16 protein-coding genes are annotated in these 16,254 nt (G+C 71.5%); all 16 read right to left on the bottom strand.

The annotated features are described in order from the left end of the window. Positions 1 to 3 precede the first annotated feature (3 nt). The 16 genes from Q343_RS0108695 to argS all read right to left on the bottom strand — a co-directional run bounded on the left by Q343_RS0108695 (position 4) and on the right by argS (position 16,222). The gene (locus tag Q343_RS0108695; RefSeq protein ID WP_029253193.1) at positions 4 to 816 is read right to left on the bottom strand and encodes a F0F1 ATP synthase subunit delta; all 813 of its coding nucleotides are present in this window, start codon (positions 814 to 816) and stop codon (positions 4 to 6) included. Next, complete coding sequence (locus Q343_RS0108690) at positions 816 to 1,400, bottom strand: F0F1 ATP synthase subunit B (RefSeq protein ID WP_043109811.1); 585 nt, start codon at positions 1,398 to 1,400, stop codon at positions 816 to 818. Before Q343_RS0108690 ends, Q343_RS0108695 begins: the two co-directional genes overlap by 1 nt. After that, positions 1,400 to 1,630, bottom strand: coding sequence for an ATP synthase F0 subunit C (locus Q343_RS0108685; protein ID WP_029253191.1), 231 nt, complete (start codon positions 1,628 to 1,630; stop codon positions 1,400 to 1,402). The genes Q343_RS0108690 and Q343_RS0108685 overlap by 1 nt, the downstream gene beginning before the upstream one ends. Positions 1,631 to 1,718: 88 nt before the next feature. Further along, positions 1,719 to 2,591 carry a F0F1 ATP synthase subunit A gene (gene atpB / locus Q343_RS0108680; protein ID WP_248616788.1) on the bottom strand — a complete coding sequence of 291 codons (873 nt, stop codon included), beginning with the start codon at positions 2,589 to 2,591 and terminating at the stop codon, positions 1,719 to 1,721. Between the two features lie 122 nt (positions 2,592 to 2,713). After that, positions 2,714 to 3,193, bottom strand: a complete 480-nt coding sequence (locus Q343_RS0108675; RefSeq protein ID WP_043109809.1) for a Cg1360 family ATP-synthase-associated protein — start codon at positions 3,191 to 3,193, stop codon at positions 2,714 to 2,716. Next, the gene (locus tag Q343_RS0108670; protein ID WP_052367029.1) at positions 3,190 to 4,335 is read right to left on the bottom strand and encodes an MraY family glycosyltransferase; all 1,146 of its coding nucleotides are present in this window, start codon (positions 4,333 to 4,335) and stop codon (positions 3,190 to 3,192) included. The genes Q343_RS0108675 and Q343_RS0108670 overlap by 4 nt, the downstream gene beginning before the upstream one ends. Further along, on the bottom strand, positions 4,332 to 4,988 hold the full coding sequence (locus Q343_RS0108665; RefSeq protein ID WP_155990686.1) for an L-threonylcarbamoyladenylate synthase: 657 nt from the start codon (positions 4,986 to 4,988) through the stop codon (positions 4,332 to 4,334). Before Q343_RS0108665 ends, Q343_RS0108670 begins: the two co-directional genes overlap by 4 nt. 5 nt (positions 4,989 to 4,993) lie before the next feature. Next, a complete protein-coding gene (gene prmC / locus Q343_RS0108660) occupies positions 4,994 to 5,869 on the bottom strand; it encodes a peptide chain release factor N(5)-glutamine methyltransferase (protein WP_029253186.1) in 876 nt (291 codons plus the stop codon). Then, positions 5,866 to 6,951, bottom strand: a complete 1,086-nt coding sequence (gene prfA, locus Q343_RS0108655) for a peptide chain release factor 1 (protein WP_029253185.1) — start codon at positions 6,949 to 6,951, stop codon at positions 5,866 to 5,868. Before prfA ends, prmC begins: the two co-directional genes overlap by 4 nt. 120 nt (positions 6,952 to 7,071) lie before the next feature. Beyond that, positions 7,072 to 7,284 carry a 50S ribosomal protein L31 gene (rpmE, locus tag Q343_RS0108650; protein WP_029253184.1) on the bottom strand — a complete coding sequence of 71 codons (213 nt, stop codon included), beginning with the start codon at positions 7,282 to 7,284 and terminating at the stop codon, positions 7,072 to 7,074. A gap of 124 nt (positions 7,285 to 7,408) precedes the next feature. After that, a complete protein-coding gene (gene rho / locus Q343_RS0108645) occupies positions 7,409 to 9,397 on the bottom strand; it encodes a transcription termination factor Rho (RefSeq protein WP_029253183.1) in 1,989 nt (662 codons plus the stop codon). Positions 9,398 to 9,630: 233 nt separating this feature from the next. Beyond that, positions 9,631 to 10,575, bottom strand: coding sequence for a homoserine kinase (thrB, locus tag Q343_RS0108640; protein WP_043109807.1), 945 nt, complete (start codon positions 10,573 to 10,575; stop codon positions 9,631 to 9,633). An 11-nt stretch (positions 10,576 to 10,586) separates the two neighbouring features. Beyond that, positions 10,587 to 11,687, bottom strand: coding sequence for a threonine synthase (gene thrC / locus Q343_RS0108635; protein WP_029253181.1), 1,101 nt, complete (start codon positions 11,685 to 11,687; stop codon positions 10,587 to 10,589). After that, positions 11,687 to 13,009, bottom strand: coding sequence for a homoserine dehydrogenase (locus Q343_RS0108630; RefSeq protein ID WP_029253180.1), 1,323 nt, complete (start codon positions 13,007 to 13,009; stop codon positions 11,687 to 11,689). The genes thrC and Q343_RS0108630 overlap by 1 nt, the downstream gene beginning before the upstream one ends. 121 nt (positions 13,010 to 13,130) lie before the next feature. Further along, positions 13,131 to 14,531 carry a diaminopimelate decarboxylase gene (gene lysA / locus Q343_RS0108625; RefSeq protein ID WP_428829343.1) on the bottom strand — a complete coding sequence of 467 codons (1,401 nt, stop codon included), beginning with the start codon at positions 14,529 to 14,531 and terminating at the stop codon, positions 13,131 to 13,133. Beyond that, complete coding sequence (argS, locus tag Q343_RS0108620) at positions 14,528 to 16,222, bottom strand: arginine--tRNA ligase (RefSeq protein ID WP_029253178.1); 1,695 nt, start codon at positions 16,220 to 16,222, stop codon at positions 14,528 to 14,530. Before argS ends, lysA begins: the two co-directional genes overlap by 4 nt. Between the last annotated feature and the right edge of the window lie 32 nt (positions 16,223 to 16,254).

Genomic DNA, 16,254 nt, shown 5'->3' with positions numbered 1-16,254 from the left:
TGGTCAGCCGGCGAGCCGACGGCGTGCGTCGGCAAGGCGGGCGACGATCGTCGAATCGATGACATCGGCACCGACCTGAACCCGGAGGCCGCCGAGGACCTCCGGATCGATGGACACATTGATCTGGACGGCGCGCCCGTACGCGCTCTCCAGTGCGGCCGAAATTCGTTCCTGCTGCTCCGTCGTCAACGGGACCGCCGCGGTCACGCTGGCGACGAGCCGGCCACGACGTTCGGCCGCGACCTCTCCGAGCCAGCGCAGCACCTGCGGGTAGCGGCGACCACGCAGGGCACGCGTGCCCTGCTCTGCGAGGAATGCCGTCACCTCGTCCGCGGTGCCGTGCAGCACCTCGGCGACGAGGGCGACACGACGCTCCGGCGCGACACTGTCGTCAGACAAGGCCTGCCGTGCCTCGCGGGAACCGTCCAGACCGCGTCCGAGCGTGAACAACTCGTCCTCGACGGTCTCGAGCGCACCGCGCGACTCGGCCGAGGCGAGAACCGCGTCCACCGCCAGCCGCTCCAGAGCGTCCGCCAGGTCGACCGCCTCGGACCAGCGCGAACGCGCCAGACCGGAGACGAGGTCGACGACGCGTCCGTCGAAGCCGCCGAGGACGCCGGCGACGAGCGCCGCCTTGTCCTCGCCGGAACGCGAAGGGTCAGTGAGGGACCGACGGAGCGTCGCGGAACCGTCGAGCGCGCCGACGACCGTGTAGAGCTGCCGTCCGAGCTCGAGCGCCTCGGCGCCCGCGTCCCGCAGGATCGGCTCGAAGAGCTCCCGTGCCTGCTCCAGCGATGCTCCGCTCGTCCCGCGCATCAGCCCTCCTGACCGTTGCTGCCGACGCCTGCCGTGTTCTCCGACTCGAGGTCGGCGAGGAAACGGTCGACGACACGCGACTGACGCGCGTGGTCCTCCAGAGACTCCCCGACGATCTTGGACGCGAGCTCCGTGGCGAGCGATCCGACGTCCGCGCGGAGCGAGATCGACGCCTGCTGGCGCTCGGCCTCGACCTGTCGGTGAGCCGTCTCGAGGATGCGCGTGGCGTCGTCCTGAGCCTTGGTGCGCAGCTCCGCGACGATGGCCGAGCCCTCGGCCCGTGCCTCCTCGCGGATCTTCGCGGCCTCGGTCCGAGCCTCCTGCAGCTGCTGGTGGTACTCCTCCAGCGCCGCAGCGGCCTCGGCCTGGGCCGTCTCTGCCTGGGCGAGCCCGCCCTCGATCTTCTCGGTCCGCTCGTCGAGTACCGCCTGGAACTTCGGCAGGATGTACTTGTAGAAGACGATCGCGATGATGACCAGCACGACGGACGACCAGATGATGTCGTACCACGCTGGGATCAGCAGATCGATACCTTCGACTGCGGAGTCCTCCGCCGCGAGAACGGCGCTGTGCACCGTCGGCATCAGACGAAGAGGAAGCCGGCGACGATGCCGAGCAGCGCGAGGAGCTCGACGAACGCGACGCCGAGGAACATCGTCGCGCGAAGCTGACCGGCAGCCTCGGGCTGACGAGCCATACCCTCGATCGTCTTGCCGATGAGGATGCCGAGGCCGATGCCCGGGCCGATTGCTGCGAGGCCGTAGCCCACAGTCCCGATGTTGCCGGTGACCTCAGCGAGAGTGGTGACGTCCACGATCGTTCCTTCCGTTGGGCGACAGACCGGGCGGTCCGTCGTCTCGTGTTTTCAGCGGGGGTGCGAGGGCCTCGTCGAGGCCCCTGTGTCAGTGTTCTTCGTCGAGCGACAGGTTGATGTACACCGAGGCCAGGAGGCCGAAGATGTACGCCTGCAGTGCGGCGACGAGGAGCTCGAAGAGTGTGAAGGCGAAGCCGCCGGCGAACGTGAGGACGCCGAAGGCCTTCAGTGCCGGAGCGGCCTCGAACAAGAAGTAGCTGGTGGCCGAGAAGCAGAGCACGAGCATGATGTGCCCGGCGACCATGTTCGCCATGAGTCGGATCGCGAGCGACGCGGGCCGGATGATGAGGATCTGCAGGAGCTCGATCGGCGCCACGATGACGTAGATCGGCTTCGGCACACCCGGGGGGAACAGGTTGGCCTTGAGGTACCCGCCGAAACCGTGCTTCCGGATTCCCGCGACCCAGTAGGTCACGAAGACCCAGAGCGCCAGCATGACCGGGAGCCCGATCAGCGCCGTTCCCGCGAGGTTCATGAACGGGATCACACCCGAGATGTTGAACGTGAGCACGGTCAGGAAGATCACCGTGATCATCGGGACGTAGCGACGCCCGCGCTCCTCACCCATGATCTCGCCGACGATGTTGATCCGGACGAAGTCCAGGATCATCTCGATCGCGTTCTGGAACCGTCCGGGGACTAGCTTGGCGCGCCGTGCCGCGATGACGAAGATCGCGAGCAGCAGGATCGTCATGATGACCCGGATCAGCATGACCCGGTTGAACTCGAAGATCGTGCCCTCGAAGAAGATCGCGGGCGGGAAGAAGTCGGTAATCGACGGGGCGTGGAAGCCGCCGCCTTCGCCCTCAGCGGACGCGACGACGGTCAGGGGGGCCGCAAGCGTAAACAGGGGGGACTCCCAGGGGTCTGGGTCTGGCGTACCACTCTTGAGGGGGCACACCGATGGACCTTGCCGTCATGGATTCGGGGTAAGCCTAACGCATCGTTCTTGTGAAAATGAACGCGCACCCGGAATCTGCGTCCCATGGCCCCGGGGCCACGGGTGCGGGGCGCCGGCCGGCATCAGCTCGCGCCCGTCGGTCCGGTTGTCCCGTCGCCCTCCGAGGGCTCCACGTAGGGCACACGGCCGCGCTCGACGGCGCGGTAGTCGACGTACGCCGAGGCGACCGCCCCGACCAGCAGCACGACCGCGAACACGTACTTGTCGTAGAACTCCGCCTGTCGCAGTGCGACGAGCGCGACGACGACCAGCACCATCTTGACGAGCCACCCGCCCATCACGACCGCCGCCATCGTGGTCGGCGTCGAGTCCGCCGTCCGATACATCGTCCAGACGGTCGTCACCGAGAAGATCACCGCGACACCGACGCCGAGCAGCGCACCCCAGACCCCGGGGAGCCCCGCGACGAGGGCTCCCACCGCGACTCCGAGCACGGTAAGGCCGGCGAGCATGACGAGGACGTCGCGGAGTGCTGCCCGGAAGACGCGGCGGGCAGAGCTCGGGGCGGAGGCCCCGGACGAGGGCGCTGGGGTCGTGTTCATCGGTGATCTCCGGCTGTGCTGGGCGAGGGTGCAGGGACTTCAGGGGCGTCGTCGAGGAATCGGCCACGGGTGCGGAGCGGGCCGAGCGTGACCACGAGCGCCCCGACGGCGGCGACGGCGGTGCCGAGCAGCACCCACCGCCAGGGCCACACCACGAGCGCCGCGGTCCCGAAGGCGAACACGGCCGTCCACACGTAGAGGATCAGCACCGCCCGCCGGTGCGAGTGCCCGAGGGCGAGCATGCGGTGGTGCAGGTGGAGACGGTCAGGGTGGAACGGGCTGTGCCCCTGGGCGAGACGACGCAGGACCGCCATCGTCATGTCCAGCAGGGGCAGCAGGAGCACCGCGACCGGCAGGAGGAGCGGGATGAAGGCCGGGAACGCCGCGGCGCTCGGGACGGCCGGGTCGATGTTGCCGGTCACGACGATGCCCGCGGCGGCGATGATGAGCCCGAGCACCATCGACCCGGAGTCGCCCATGAAGATCCGCGCGCGGTGGAAGTTGTGGGGCAGGAACCCGACGCAGATCCCGACGAGCGCCGCCATGATCAGCGTCGCGAGGTCGGAGTAGTCCGAGGCGCTCGACTGCACGGTCAAGAGGTAGGTGTAGAGGAAGAACGCGGAGCCGCCGATCGCGATCATCCCGGCCGCGAGGCCGTCGAGGCCGTCCACGAAGTTCACCGCGTTCATCGCGATCACGACGACGAGGACCGTGACGAAGAGCGAGACGGCGGGCGACGTCATCGTCAGTCCGCCGATCGGCAGGGTGATGAGCTGGACCCCCCCGAGGGCCATGAAGCAGGCGGCGAGCGCCTGCCCGGCGAGCTTGGCCATCCAGTCGAGGTCCCAGATGTCGTCCGCGATCCCGAGCGCGCACACCAGCAGCGCGCCACCGACCACCGCCCAGGCCTGCCGCTCCGCGAAGACGCCGTCGAGAAAGGGCATCGTGCTCGCGAAGATCACGGCGATCGCGAACCCGAGCGTCATGCCCAGGCCGCCGAGTCGTGGCGTGGGGACCGTGTGGACGTCGCGCTCACGCACTGCCGTCATCGCGCCGCTGCGCAGCGCGACCCACCGGGAGAACGGGGTCAGCAGGAAAGTGGCGGTGGCCGCCACCAGCATGATGAGGAGGTAGACCCTCACGGGCCGGCCTCCACCGGTGGTTCGATCTCCGTGACGGCCTCGAGCTGCTCCCGGCCGATGGCCCCCTGCCGGACGATCCGCAGGGTGGGTGCCGTCGCGTCCACGATGGTGGAGGCCACGCCGCCGGGGGCCTGCCCGCCGTCGAGGTAGACCGCGACCGCGTCGCCGAGCTGTTCGGCCGCGTCCGCGGCGGTCGAGGTGGCCGGGCTGCCCGTCCGGTTGGCGCTCGAGACGGCCAGCGGCCCGGTGCGGCGCAGCAGTGCGAGCGCGGCCGGGTGGTCGGGCATCCGCAGTGCGACCGTTCCCTGCGTCTCCCCGAGGTCCCACGCGAGCGAGGGCTGGGCGCGGCAGATGATCGTCAGTCCGCCGGGCCAGAACGCCTCGACCAGGTCACGGACACCGGGCGGGACGTCGACGGCCAGGCCGTCGAGCGTCCGGGCGTCCGGCACGAGGACGGGCGGCGGCATCTGCCGTCCTCGGCCCTTGGCGGCAAGGAGGGCGGCGACGGCGTCCGCGTCGAAGGCGTCGGCGCCGATCCCGTAGACCGTGTCCGTGGGCAGGACGACGAGGCCACCACGTCCGAGCGCGTTGACCGCCTCGTCGATCGCAGGGCCCCAGGAGTTCTCCGAGCGTGCATCGTGCAGTTTCACCACGCGCGTCAGTCTTTCACGTCCGGCTGTCGTGCTACGACAGCGCGCGGGCGGCCCGTGAGGTCGGCGAGCGTCCGGACGTCGACGAGTCCGGCGTCGGCAGCCGTCCGCCGCGCGAGGTCGGCCTGCACCTCGGCGTGCTCCATCACGAACACTCCCCCGGGCCGCAGCAGCCTGGCTGCCACGGCGGTGATCCCCCGCGGGACCTCGAAGCCGTCCGTACCGAGCCCGTACAACGCGACACCTGGGTCGTGCCGGGCCACCTCGGGATCCTTGGGGACGGCGTCGGACGGGACGTACGGCGGGTTGGAGACGACGACGTCGACGCTGCCGTCCAGGTCGGCGAACGCGGTCCGTGCGTCACCGCGGACGAGCCGGACGGAGTCGCCCTGCGCGGCGACGTTGCGTCGCGCGAACCCGTACGCCCCCTGGTCGAGCTCGACCGCGTGAACGGTGGCGGAGGGAACCTCGTCGGCCACAGCGAGGGCGATGGCACCCGAGCCCGTGCAGAGGTCGACGACGACGATCTCTGCGCGGCCGGTCACCCGCAGGGCGGCGTCGATCGCCTCGCCGGCGACGACCTCCGTCTCCGGTCGGGGCACGAAGACGCCGGCACCCACCTCGAGATCGACGTGCCGGAAGGCCGCCCGTCCCGTCAGGTGCTGCAGCGGGACACGCGCGGCACGGCGCACGACGAGCGCGTCCCACCGGCCCCGGAGCTCCTCGGGCACCTCGCTGCCGAGCAGCACGCGGCGCACCACCTCGGACCGCGGCACGTCGAGGAGGAAGGCGAGCAGCAGCTCGGCGTCCGCACGCGGCGACGCGATCCCGGCACGGTCGAAGCGGTCGACGGCGTCGCGGACGAGTACGTCCGCGCCCGTCATGAGCCCGCGCCTGCGAGCCGAGCGGCCTCGTCCGCCTCGATCGCCGACCGGACGACCGGCTCGAGATCTCCGTCGAGCACGTGGTCCAGGTTGTACGCCTTGTAGCCCGTCCGGTGGTCGGCGATCCGGTTCTCGGGGTAGTTGTAGGTGCGGATCCGCTCGGAGCGGTCGACCGTCCGGACCTGCGACCGGCGGATGTCGGCAGCCTCGGAGGCCGCGGCCTCCTGCTGCGCCGCGAGGAGCCGGGCGCGGAGGACGCGCATCGCCTGCTCCCTGTTCTGCAACTGCGACTTCTCGTTCTGCATCGAGACGACGATCCCCGTCGGGACGTGGGTGATGCGTACCGCGGAGTCGGTGGTGTTCACCGACTGCCCGCCGGGCCCCGAGGAGCGGTACACGTCGATCCGCAGGTCGTTCTGGTCGATCTCGACCTCGGTGACGTCCTCGACCTCCGGGAACACGAGCACTCCGACGGCCGAGGTGTGGATCCGTCCCTGTGACTCCGTGACCGGCACCCGCTGGACACGGTGCACCCCGCCCTCGTACTTGAGGTTCGCCCACGCACCGTCCTCGGGCGCCACGTTCCCGCGGGACTTCACCGCGACCTGGACGTCCTTGACGCCTCCGAGCTCGGCATCCGTCGACTCGATGATCTCCGTCGACCAGCCCCGCCGTTCCGCGTATCTCAGGTACATCCGCAGGAGGTCCCCCGCGAAGAGCGCCGACTCGGCGCCGCCCTCGCCGGCCTTGATCTCGAGGATGATGTCTCGCCCGTCGTCCGGGTCACGCGGCACGAGGACACGACGCAGGCGCTCGGACGCGGCGGCGGCGGCCTCCTGCAGCCCGGGCAGCTCGGCGGCGAAGGCCTCGTCCTCTGCGGCGAGCTCCTCGGCCGCCTCGGCGTCGTCGGAGGCCTCGCGCCATGCGCGGTAGGCACCGACGACCTGGTTGAGCTCGGCGTACCGGCGGCCCAGGGACCGGGCCCGCCCGGCGTCGGCGTGCACCGACGGGTCGGCGAGCTGCTGCTCGATCTCGGCGTGCTCGGCCAGCATCGGGTGGACGGCGGCAAACTGCTCGGTCACGGGGCGTGCCCTTCGAGAGCTATCGGTGGGTGGTCAGACAAAGACGACGCCGACGGCGCGGCCTGCAGACTGCCCCTAGAGAGGTTGTCGCGGCCGACGCCGCCGGCGTCGTCGGGAGAACTACTTGTTGCGCTTGCCGTAGCGCGCCTCGAACCGTGCCACACGGCCACCGGTGTCGAGGATCTTCTGCTTGCCCGTGTAGAACGGGTGGCACTCGCTGCAGACGTCGGCGTTGATCTTGCCGGACGTCTCGGTGCTGCGCGTGACAAAGGTGTTGCCACAGGTGCAGGACACCTCGGTCACCACGTACTCGGGGTGGATGTCAGCCTTCACGAATCTCTCCTTGTGTGGATGCTCCGGGTCGCCTGCGAATGCCGCAGCCGTGAACCGGAAGCCGGTTACATTGTGCCAGAACCGCGCGGGGGCCGGGAATCATCCCGTCCCCCGCGCGGACCGGTCAGACCGTGCGACCCGGCTGGTCGCCGTCGGCGAAGTTCGCCGGGGTGGTCTTCTGGACCTGCAGCAGGAACTCGACGTTCGAGCTGGTGTCCTTGAGCTTGCCCAGGAGCAGCTCGATGGCCTGCTGCTGGTCGAGCGCGCCCATGACGCGACGCAGCTTGTAGACGATGCCGAGCTCGTCGCGGCTGAGGAGGACCTCTTCACGCCGCGTGCCGGAGGCGTTGACGTCCACGGCGGGGAAGATCCGCTTGTCCGCGAGGTTGCGGGAGAGCCGCAGCTCCATGTTCCCGGTCCCCTTGAACTCCTCGAAGATGACCTCGTCCATCTTCGACCCCGTCTCGACCAGCGCCGAGGCCAGGATCGTCAGGGACCCGCCGTTCTCGATGTTCCGGGCCGCGCCGAAGAACCGCTTGGGCGGGTAGAGCGCCGAGGCGTCGACACCACCCGAGAGGATCCGGCCCGACGCCGGTGCCGCCAGGTTGTAGGCGCGCGACAGACGCGTCAACGAGTCGAGCAGCACGACGACGTCCTGGCCCAGCTCGACCAGGCGCTTCGCCCGCTCGATCGCCAGCTCGGCGACGATCGTGTGGTCCGACGCCGGACGGTCGAAGGTCGAGGCGATGACCTCGCCCTTGACGGTCCGCTCCATGTCGGTGACCTCTTCAGGCCGCTCGTCGACCAGGACGACCATGAGATGGACCTCAGGGTTGTTCGTCGTGATCGCGTTGGCGATCTGCTGCATGATGATCGTCTTGCCCGCCTTCGGCGGAGCCACGATGAGACCGCGCTGCCCCTTGCCGATCGGCGCGACGATGTCGATGATGCGCGGGGTCAGACGCGTGGCCTCGGTGTTCTCGAGGCGCAGACGCTCCTGCGGGTACAGCGGCGTGAGCTTGCCGAAGTCGGCGCGCTGGCGCGCCTGCTCCGGGGGCATGCCGTTGATCGTGTCGAGGCGTACCAGCGCGTTGAACTTGTTGATCCGCGAGTTGCCCTGGCTCGGGGTCTCACCGTCACGGGGCTGGCGGACCGCACCGGTCACCGCGTCACCGCGCCGCAGGCCCGACTTCTTCACCTGGCCGAGCGAGACGTAGACGTCGCTGTTGCCCGGCAGGTAGCCCGAGGTCCGGACGAACGCGTAGTTGTCCATGATGTCGAGGATTCCCGCGACCGGCAGCAGGACGTCGTCCTCCTGCAGCTCGACCTCGTCGAGACTGGCGATGTCCGCGCCCGGGCCCCGGGGACGGCTCCGCTTGCGGTCGCGACCACGGTCACGACCGCGGCGCCGACGGCTCCCCCGGCCCTCGTCCTGGTTGCGTCCGTCGCCCTGACGGTCTCCCTGGCGGTCGTTCTGGCGCTCTCCCTGACGGGAGCTCTGGCCGCCGCCCTGCTGACCGCCGTCGGACTTCTGGTCCTGCCCGCGGCCCGCGTCGCCACCGTGCTGCCTGTCGGTGCGCGCAGCGTCGTTCTTCGACTTCTCCGACTTCTGCGCGTCACCCTTGGCACGCGAGCCGTCCCGGTCGTCCTTCGCCGTCTTGCGACGCGATCCCTCGTCGCCGACCCCCTCGACCGAACGGGCCGCCTGAGCGGCACGCTGGGCGCGGTCGTCGGACTTCGAGACGCGCTCGTCCACGGCGCCGGCACGGGCACCGGTCGTCTCGGAGAGCGCTGCCGCCACGGCGCTCGCGGCGTCGCCGCGCGGCGCACGGGAGCGCTTCTGCGGTGCGTCCGCGGCCGGCGCGCCGCCCGTCTCGTCACCCACGGCAGGAGCCGCCGTGGGTGCCGACTTCGGTGCGCGCTTCGGAGCGCTCGGCGAGGAGCCGCCGTGCGAGGAGATGGCGGCGACCAGGTCGCTCTTGCGCATCTTGGAGGTCCCCTTCACGCCCATCTGCGACGCGATGGCCTGCAGCTCGGGGATGCGGAGGGACCCCAGCGCGCGGGAGTTCTGGCTGCCGCCGGTCGGCGCGGCCGTTTCGGTGGTGTCTGTCACGAAGGACCCTTCCCCCTCGGGTACGCCCGACCGATGACACGGCGGGGCGGTGGGTGGTCGCCCGGCGCTGGACGGCCGGGGTGGTGTGTCGAGCCACGCATCACGAGCCATGATCAGGCAAGGCGGTGCGGGCGGAAGCTGTCGGCCCGCGGAAGACGCTCCACGCCGAGCGCAGATGTCCCGAGATTCGGGCTCGGTAGACCACGAGATGGTCGACAACTTCGCTCATGCTATCACTGCGAGACGGCGGAACCCCGTCGTGTGACGCGCGTCGCGTGCACTCCCCCGTGGTCGATCCCGGGGGTCAGCACCCGCCAGGTCTGATCGTCGACGAGTTCTCGCAGGTCATGGGCGATCCTGGCGCCGTCCGACGCGGTCGCGAGGATCAGCACCGTCGGCCCGGCGCCCGAGATGGTCGCCGCGTGCCCGGCGTCGCGCAGGCCCCGGACCAGCTCGTACGACGCAGACATGACCTCGGCCCGATACTGCTGGTGGAGCCGGTCCTCCGTCGCCTCGAGCAGGAGGTCGGGCCGCACGGAGAGCGCTGCGGTGAGCAGCGCGGCACGCCCCGCGTTCAGCGCGGCGTCCGCGTGCGGGACCTGAGCCGGCAGGACCCCCCGTGCGCGCGAGGTGGCGAGACGGTGCGTCGGCACCACGACGGTCGGGACGACGTCGGCATGCACCGCGAGCGGGATCGCCCGGGGCCCTCGCGCGGCGCGCCACGCGACCGTGGCCCCACCCAGGACGGCGGGGGCAGCGTTGTCGGGGTGCCCCTCGAACTCCGTGGCCAGCTCGAGCGTCACCTCGTCCGAGAGGACGTCCGGGTCCTCGACGAGCGCTCGTGCCGCGGTGATCCCCGCGACGACGGCGGCCGCCGACGACCCCAGTCCGCGGCCGTGCGGGATGCGGTTGACGCAGCGCACGTGCAGGCCCGTCAGGGGCGCACCGGCGACCTCGACCGCGGCCTGGAGCGCACGGACGACGAGGTGCGTCTCGTCGGTCGGAACCTCTCCGGCCCCCTCGCCCTCGACCTCGACGACGACCTCAGGCCGGGCGATCGCCCGCACCTCGAGGTCGTCGTAGATCCCGAGGGCGAGCCCGAGCGCGTCGAACCCCGGGCCGAGGTTCGCGCTCGTCGCCGGGACCCTGACGCGTACGTGGTCGGAACCGAGACGCATGCTGTCCTCCGTCAGAGCCCGAGCGCGTCGGCGATGGACACGACGTCGGCCCCGACGCGGGTCGGCTCGACGTCCGCGCCGTCCGGGGTGCGCAGGGCCCACTGCGGGTCCTTCAGCCCGTGGCCGGTGACGGTCACGGTGACCGTCGCCCCGGCGGGCACGAGCCCACGCTCGGCACGCGAGAGGAGACCGGCGACGCTCGCGGCCGATCCCGGCTCCACGAACACGCCCGCCTCGGCGGACAGGACACGGTGCGCCGCGAGGATCTGCTCGTCCGTCACCGACTCGATGACACCGCCGGACTCGTCGCGCGCGGCCTCCGCCTGCGCCCAGGACGCCGGGTTGCCGATCCGGATGGCCGTCGCGACGGTCTCGGGCTCCGTCACCGGGTGCCCGAGCACGATCGGTGCCGCACCGGCGGCCTGGAAGCCCCACATCGCGGGTGTCCGCTTCGCGACCGCCGGCAGGTCCGCACCGGGAGCGCCCGGGTCACCCTGCCCCGCGTACTCACGGAAGCCCTTCCAGTACGCCGTGATGTTGCCGGCGTTGCCGACCGGCAGGACGTGGATGTCGGGGGCGTCGCCCAGCGCGTCGACGATCTCGAACGCAGCGGTCTTCTGCCCCTCGATCCGGTCCGGGTTCACCGAGTTCACGAGCTCGACGGCGTAGCTGTCGGCCAGCTTGCGCGCGGCGACCAGACAGTCGTCGAAGTTCCCGTCGACCTGGAGCAGCCTGGCCCCGTGCGCGATCGCCTGACTGAGCTTGCCCATGGCGATCTTGCCGTCGGGCACGAGCACCGCACAGACCATCCCGGCGCGCGTCGCGTACGCCGCCGCCGACGCGGAGGTGTTGCCGGTGGAGGCACAGACGACCGCCTCCGCGCCGCGCGCGGCCGCCGCCGACATCGCGGCCGTCATGCCACGGTCCTTGAACGACGCGGTGGGGTTCATCCCCTCGACCTTGAGGAACACGCGAGCACCGGTCCGCCCGGAGAGCACCGGCGCCTCGACGAGCGGTGTCCCGCCCTCGCCGAGCGTGACGGTGCGCTCGAGCAGGTGCGCGGGCAGACGATCGGCGTACTCGGCGATGACGCCGCGCCACTGGTGGGCCATCAGGCTCCCTCGACTCTCAGGACGGACGTGATCTCCCGGACGGGATCCAGCGCGGCGACAGCCTCGACCGTCCCCGCGAGGGCAGCCTCCGTCGCCGTGTGGGTGGTGATGATCAGGTGGGCGAGCCCGCTCGGCTCGTCGACGCCGGCCGGACGGTCCGACGGCGCCTGCCGCACGGCCTCGATGGAGACGCCCTGGTCGGCGAGCAGGTGCGCGACCTGTGCCAGGACCCCGGGACGGTCGACCACGAGCAGGCGGACCTGGTAGCGCGTGATCGCCGACGACGCCGGGACGACGGGAAGGGCGGCATAGGTCGACTCCTCGGGGCCCTTGCCCCCGAGGACACGGTGCCGCGCGGCGGAGACGACGTCGCCGAGGACCGCCGACGCCGTCGGCGCGCCCCCCGCCCCCTGGCCGTAGAACATGAGGTCGCCGGCGGCCTCGGCCTCGACGAACACCGCGTTGAACGCGCCCCGCACACCGGCCAGCGGGTGGTCGGCGGGCACGAGCGCCGGGTGCACGCGGGCCGAGACCCCGTCGGGGGTCCGTTCGGCGATCGCCAGGAGCTTGACGACGTGGCCCGTCTTCGCCGCCCAGGCCACGTCGTCGGCCGTGATCGACGTGATTCCCTCGCACGCGACGTCGTCGAGCGTCACCCGGGTGTGGAAGGCGAGGCTGGCAAGGATGGCGGCCTTCGCCGCGGCGTCGTGCCCGCCGACGTCAGCGGTCGGGTCGGCCTCCGCGTACCCCAGCTGCTGGGCCTGCGCGACAGCCTCGTCGAGGCCCAGGCCCGTCGTCGACATCTGGTCGAGGACGTAGTTCGTGGTCCCGTTGACGATCCCGAGCACCTTGCGCACGTGGTCCCCCGCGAGAGACTCCCGCACGGGCCGCACGATCGGAATCGCACCGGCGACGGCGGCCTCGAAGTAGATGTCGACACCGGCCTCGTCGGCGGCGGCGTAGAGCGCCGGACCGTCCGACGCGAGGAGCGCCTTGTTCGCCGTGACGACGGCAGCGCCGCCGGCGATCGCGCGGAGCATCAGCCCGCGCGCGGGCTCGTCCCCGCCCATCACCTCGACGACGATGTCGGCGGCGTCGACGAGCGGCCCCGCGTCCGTCGTGAGCAGCGCCGGGTCGACGCCCTCGCGCGGGACGGTCACGTCACGGACTGCCACGCCGACGAGCTCGAGCGGCGCGCCGGCGCGAGCCGCCAGGTCCGCGGCATGCTCGGTCAGCATCCGCGCTACCTGCGACCCCACGACCCCGCAGCCGAGCAGGGCCACGCGCAGTGGACGACGGTCGGTGGACGAGGGGGAAGACACGAAGTACCAGCTCTCGATCAGGGTTGGCGTCGGGCGGCGGTCACCGCGCACCCAGGATAGTGCTCGCCCCCACCGCGTCCAGATTCTGCCCGAACCGTGGTCACCCGCGCGAGGTCTGGCGTCAGCCGAGGTCGAGCGCGAGCAGGTCGTCCTCCGTCTCGCGGCGCACGAGCACACGCATCTCTCCGTCCTTCACGCCGATCACGGGCGGCCGGAGGACATGGTTGTAGTTGCTCGCCATCGACCGCCCGTAGGCGCCCGTCGCCGGGACCGCGATCAGGTCGCCCGGGGTCACGTCGGCCGGCAGCTCGACGTCGGGGAGCACGATGTCGCCGCTCTCGCAGTGCTTGCCGACGACGCGCGCACGCAGCGAGGCGTCGTCGCCCGGGCGGTTGGCGAGACGACCGAGGTAGCGCGCGCCGTAGAGGGCCGGCCGGATGTTGTCGCTCATGCCCCCGTCCACCGAGACGTACGTCCGGACGGCGGTCTCGTCGTCGGACGCGCCACCGACCGTGACCGCCTTGACGACACCCACGGAGTAGAGCGTGACGCCGGCAGGACCGACGATCGAACGACCGGGTTCGATGGAGATGCGCGGGACGCTCGTCCCGAGCTCGGCGCACGCGTCGCGCACCGTGGCGGCGAGCGCACGGGCCACCCCGTCGACGTCGATCGGCACGTCCTCAGGCGTGTACGCGATGCCGTAGCCGCCGCCGAGGTCGAGCTCGGGCACCAGGACCCCGCTCGACCGTGCGAGGTCGGCGCGCAGTCCGAGCATCGCCCGTGCGGCGGCCTCGAACGCAGCCGCGTCCTGGATCTGCGAGCCGATGTGGCTGTGGGCGCCCAGCAGCTCGAGCGCCGGGTGCGCGAGCACCGCCTCGAGCGTCGCGAGCGCCGCACCACCCGCGAGCGGGACGCCGAACTTCTGGTCCTCGTGGGCCGTCGAGATGAACTCGTGGCCGCCGGCGTGGATGCCGGTCGTCACGCGCACCATGACGGGGACCGGGTCGGTCTCGTCGCGCCCGGCGATCGCGGCGAGACGCGCCACCCGCTCGATCTCGGCCGGCGAGTCGAGGACGATGCGGCCGACCCGCGCCTCGATCGCCCGGGCGATCTCGTCGTCGGACTTGTTGTTGCCGTGCAGACCGATCTCCGCGCCGGGGACGTCGGCACGCAGCGCGACGGCGAGCTCGCCGCCCGTGCACGTGTCGACGCGAAGCCCTTCCTCGCGCGCCCACCGGGCGACGGCGACGGACAGGAACGACTTTCCGGCGTAGTAGACGTCGACACTGCTGCCGATCGCGCCGAACGCCTGCTCGAACGCACCGACGAACATACGCGCTCGCTGTCTGAACGTGAGCTCGTCGAGCACGAAGCAGGGGGTGCCGTGCACCTGGGCGATCTCGCGGACGTCGGCGCCCCCGAGCACGAGCGCGCCGTCGTCGGTCAGGCTCGTCCCGACCGGCCACACGTGGCCGGGCGCGGTCTCCCGCAGGACCGGGGTCCCGCCGAGCGCGCTCACATGCGCTCCGGGGCGCTGACGCCGAGCAGGCCGAGGCCGTTCGCGAGCACCTGGCGCGTCGCGTCGTTGAGCCACAGCCGGGTCCGGTGCGTGTCGGTGACGGGTTCCTCGCCGAGCGGGGTCACGCGGCACTCGCCGTACCACTTGTGGTAGTCGCCTGCGAGGGCCTCCAGGTAGCGGGCGACGCGGTGCGGCTCGCGCAGCTCCGCCGCCTGCGCGACGATCCGGGGGAACTCGGTCAGGCGCCCGAGCAGGGCGGCCTCGGTCGGCTGGTCCAGCAGCGACGGGTCGAACGCCTCGGCGCCGTCCTCCGTGAGGCGGGCCACCCCGTGCGACGCGGCGTTGCGCGCCACGTTGACGGTCCGGGCGTGGGCGTACTGGACGTAGTACACGGGGTTCTCGTTGGTGGACCGCGCCAGCAGGTCGAGGTCGAGGTCGATGCTCGAGTCCACCGAGGAGCGGGCCAGCGAGTACCGCGCGGCGTCGACCCCGACGGCCTCGACCAGGTCCTCGAGCGTCACGACCGTGCCGGCGCGCTTGGACATCCGCACGGCGTCCCCGTCCTTGACGAGGTTCACCATCTGCCCGATGAGGATCTGCAGGTTCTTCTCGGGGGTGTCGCCGAAGGCCGCGCAGACGGCCATCATGCGGGCGACGTACCCGTGGTGGTCGGCCCCCAGCATGATGATGACGTCGTCCGCGCCACGCTCGCGCTTGTCGAGGTAGTACGCGATGTCGCCCGCGATGTACGCGGCGTCACCGTCGGACTTGATGATCACCCGGTCCTTGTCGTCCCCGAACTCGGTGGTGCGCAGCCAGGTCGCGCCGTCGGCCTCGTAGACGTGGCCGGCCTCACGCAGCCGCGCGACCGCGCGGTCGACCGCCCCCGTCTCGTGCAGGTGGTCCTCGTGGAAGTAGACGTCGAAGTCGACACCGAAGTCGTGCAGCGACGCCTTGATCTCGCCGAACATCCGGTCGACCCCGCGCGACCGGAAGACCTCCTGCGCCGCGGCGTCGTCGAGCGTCCGCGGGTCGGGGTCGCCCGCCGCGACGCAGTCGGCGATCACGGCATCGGCGATGTCGGAGATGTACTGGCCGCCGTACCCGTCCTCGGGAGCCTCCTCCCCCTTGGCGCGGGCCAGGAGCGAGCGGGCGAAGCGGTCGATCTGCGCACCGTGGTCGTTGAAGTAGTACTCCCGCGTCACGTCGGCGCCCGACGCCTCGAGCACCCGCGCCAACGAGTCCCCGACGGCGGCCCAACGGACGCCTCCGATGTGGATGGGGCCCGTCGGGTTCGCGGAGACGAACTCGAGGTTCACCCGCTTGCCCGCCTCGGCGTCGCCGCGCCCGTAGGACGCCCCGGCGGCGACGACCGTCCGGGCGAGCTCGCCGGCGGCCGCTGCGTCCAGGGTGATGTTCAAGAAGCCGGGGCCCGCGACGTCGGCCGACCTGACCCCCTCGGTCTCGACCAGTCGCCGGGCCAGGTCCTCGGCGAGGGCACGTGGCGTCGTCCCCGCCTTCTTGCCGAGCTGGAGGGCGACGTTCGTCGCCCAGTCGCCGTGCTCACGCTGACGAGGTCGCTCGACGTGCACCGTGTCGGGCACCGCGTCGGCGGGGAGGTCGAGGGAACCGTCGGCGACGGCAGCATGCAGGGCGGCGCCGAGGGCGCGGGAGAGCTCGTCAGGTGTCACCTGCAAATCGTATCCGTCCCGAGCCCGTGGTC

The sequence above is a fragment of the Paraoerskovia marina DSM 21750 genome (genome assembly GCF_000701465.1).
In the GTDB taxonomy this organism is placed as follows: Bacteria; Actinomycetota; Actinomycetes; order Actinomycetales; family Cellulomonadaceae; genus Paraoerskovia; species Paraoerskovia marina.
This window is presented reverse-complemented; position numbering and strand designations above follow the sequence as displayed.

What these genes read in the sequence shown, in the direction of transcription:
- Q343_RS0108675 (WP_043109809.1), bottom strand. Translation starts at nt 3,193, where the DNA reads ATGAACACGACCCCAGCGCCCTCGTCCGGGGCCTCCGCCCCGAGCTCT.
- Q343_RS0108690 (WP_043109811.1), bottom strand. Translation starts at nt 1,400, where the DNA reads ATGCCGACGGTGCACAGCGCCGTTCTCGCGGCGGAGGACTCCGCAGTC.
- thrC (WP_029253181.1), bottom strand. Translation starts at nt 11,687, where the DNA reads ATGGCCCACCAGTGGCGCGGCGTCATCGCCGAGTACGCCGATCGTCTG.
- Q343_RS0108695 (WP_029253193.1), bottom strand. Translation starts at nt 816, where the DNA reads ATGCGCGGGACGAGCGGAGCATCGCTGGAGCAGGCACGGGAGCTCTTC.
- prmC (WP_029253186.1), bottom strand. Translation starts at nt 5,869, where the DNA reads ATGACGGGCGCGGACGTACTCGTCCGCGACGCCGTCGACCGCTTCGAC.
- thrB (WP_043109807.1), bottom strand. Translation starts at nt 10,575, where the DNA reads ATGCGTCTCGGTTCCGACCACGTACGCGTCAGGGTCCCGGCGACGAGC.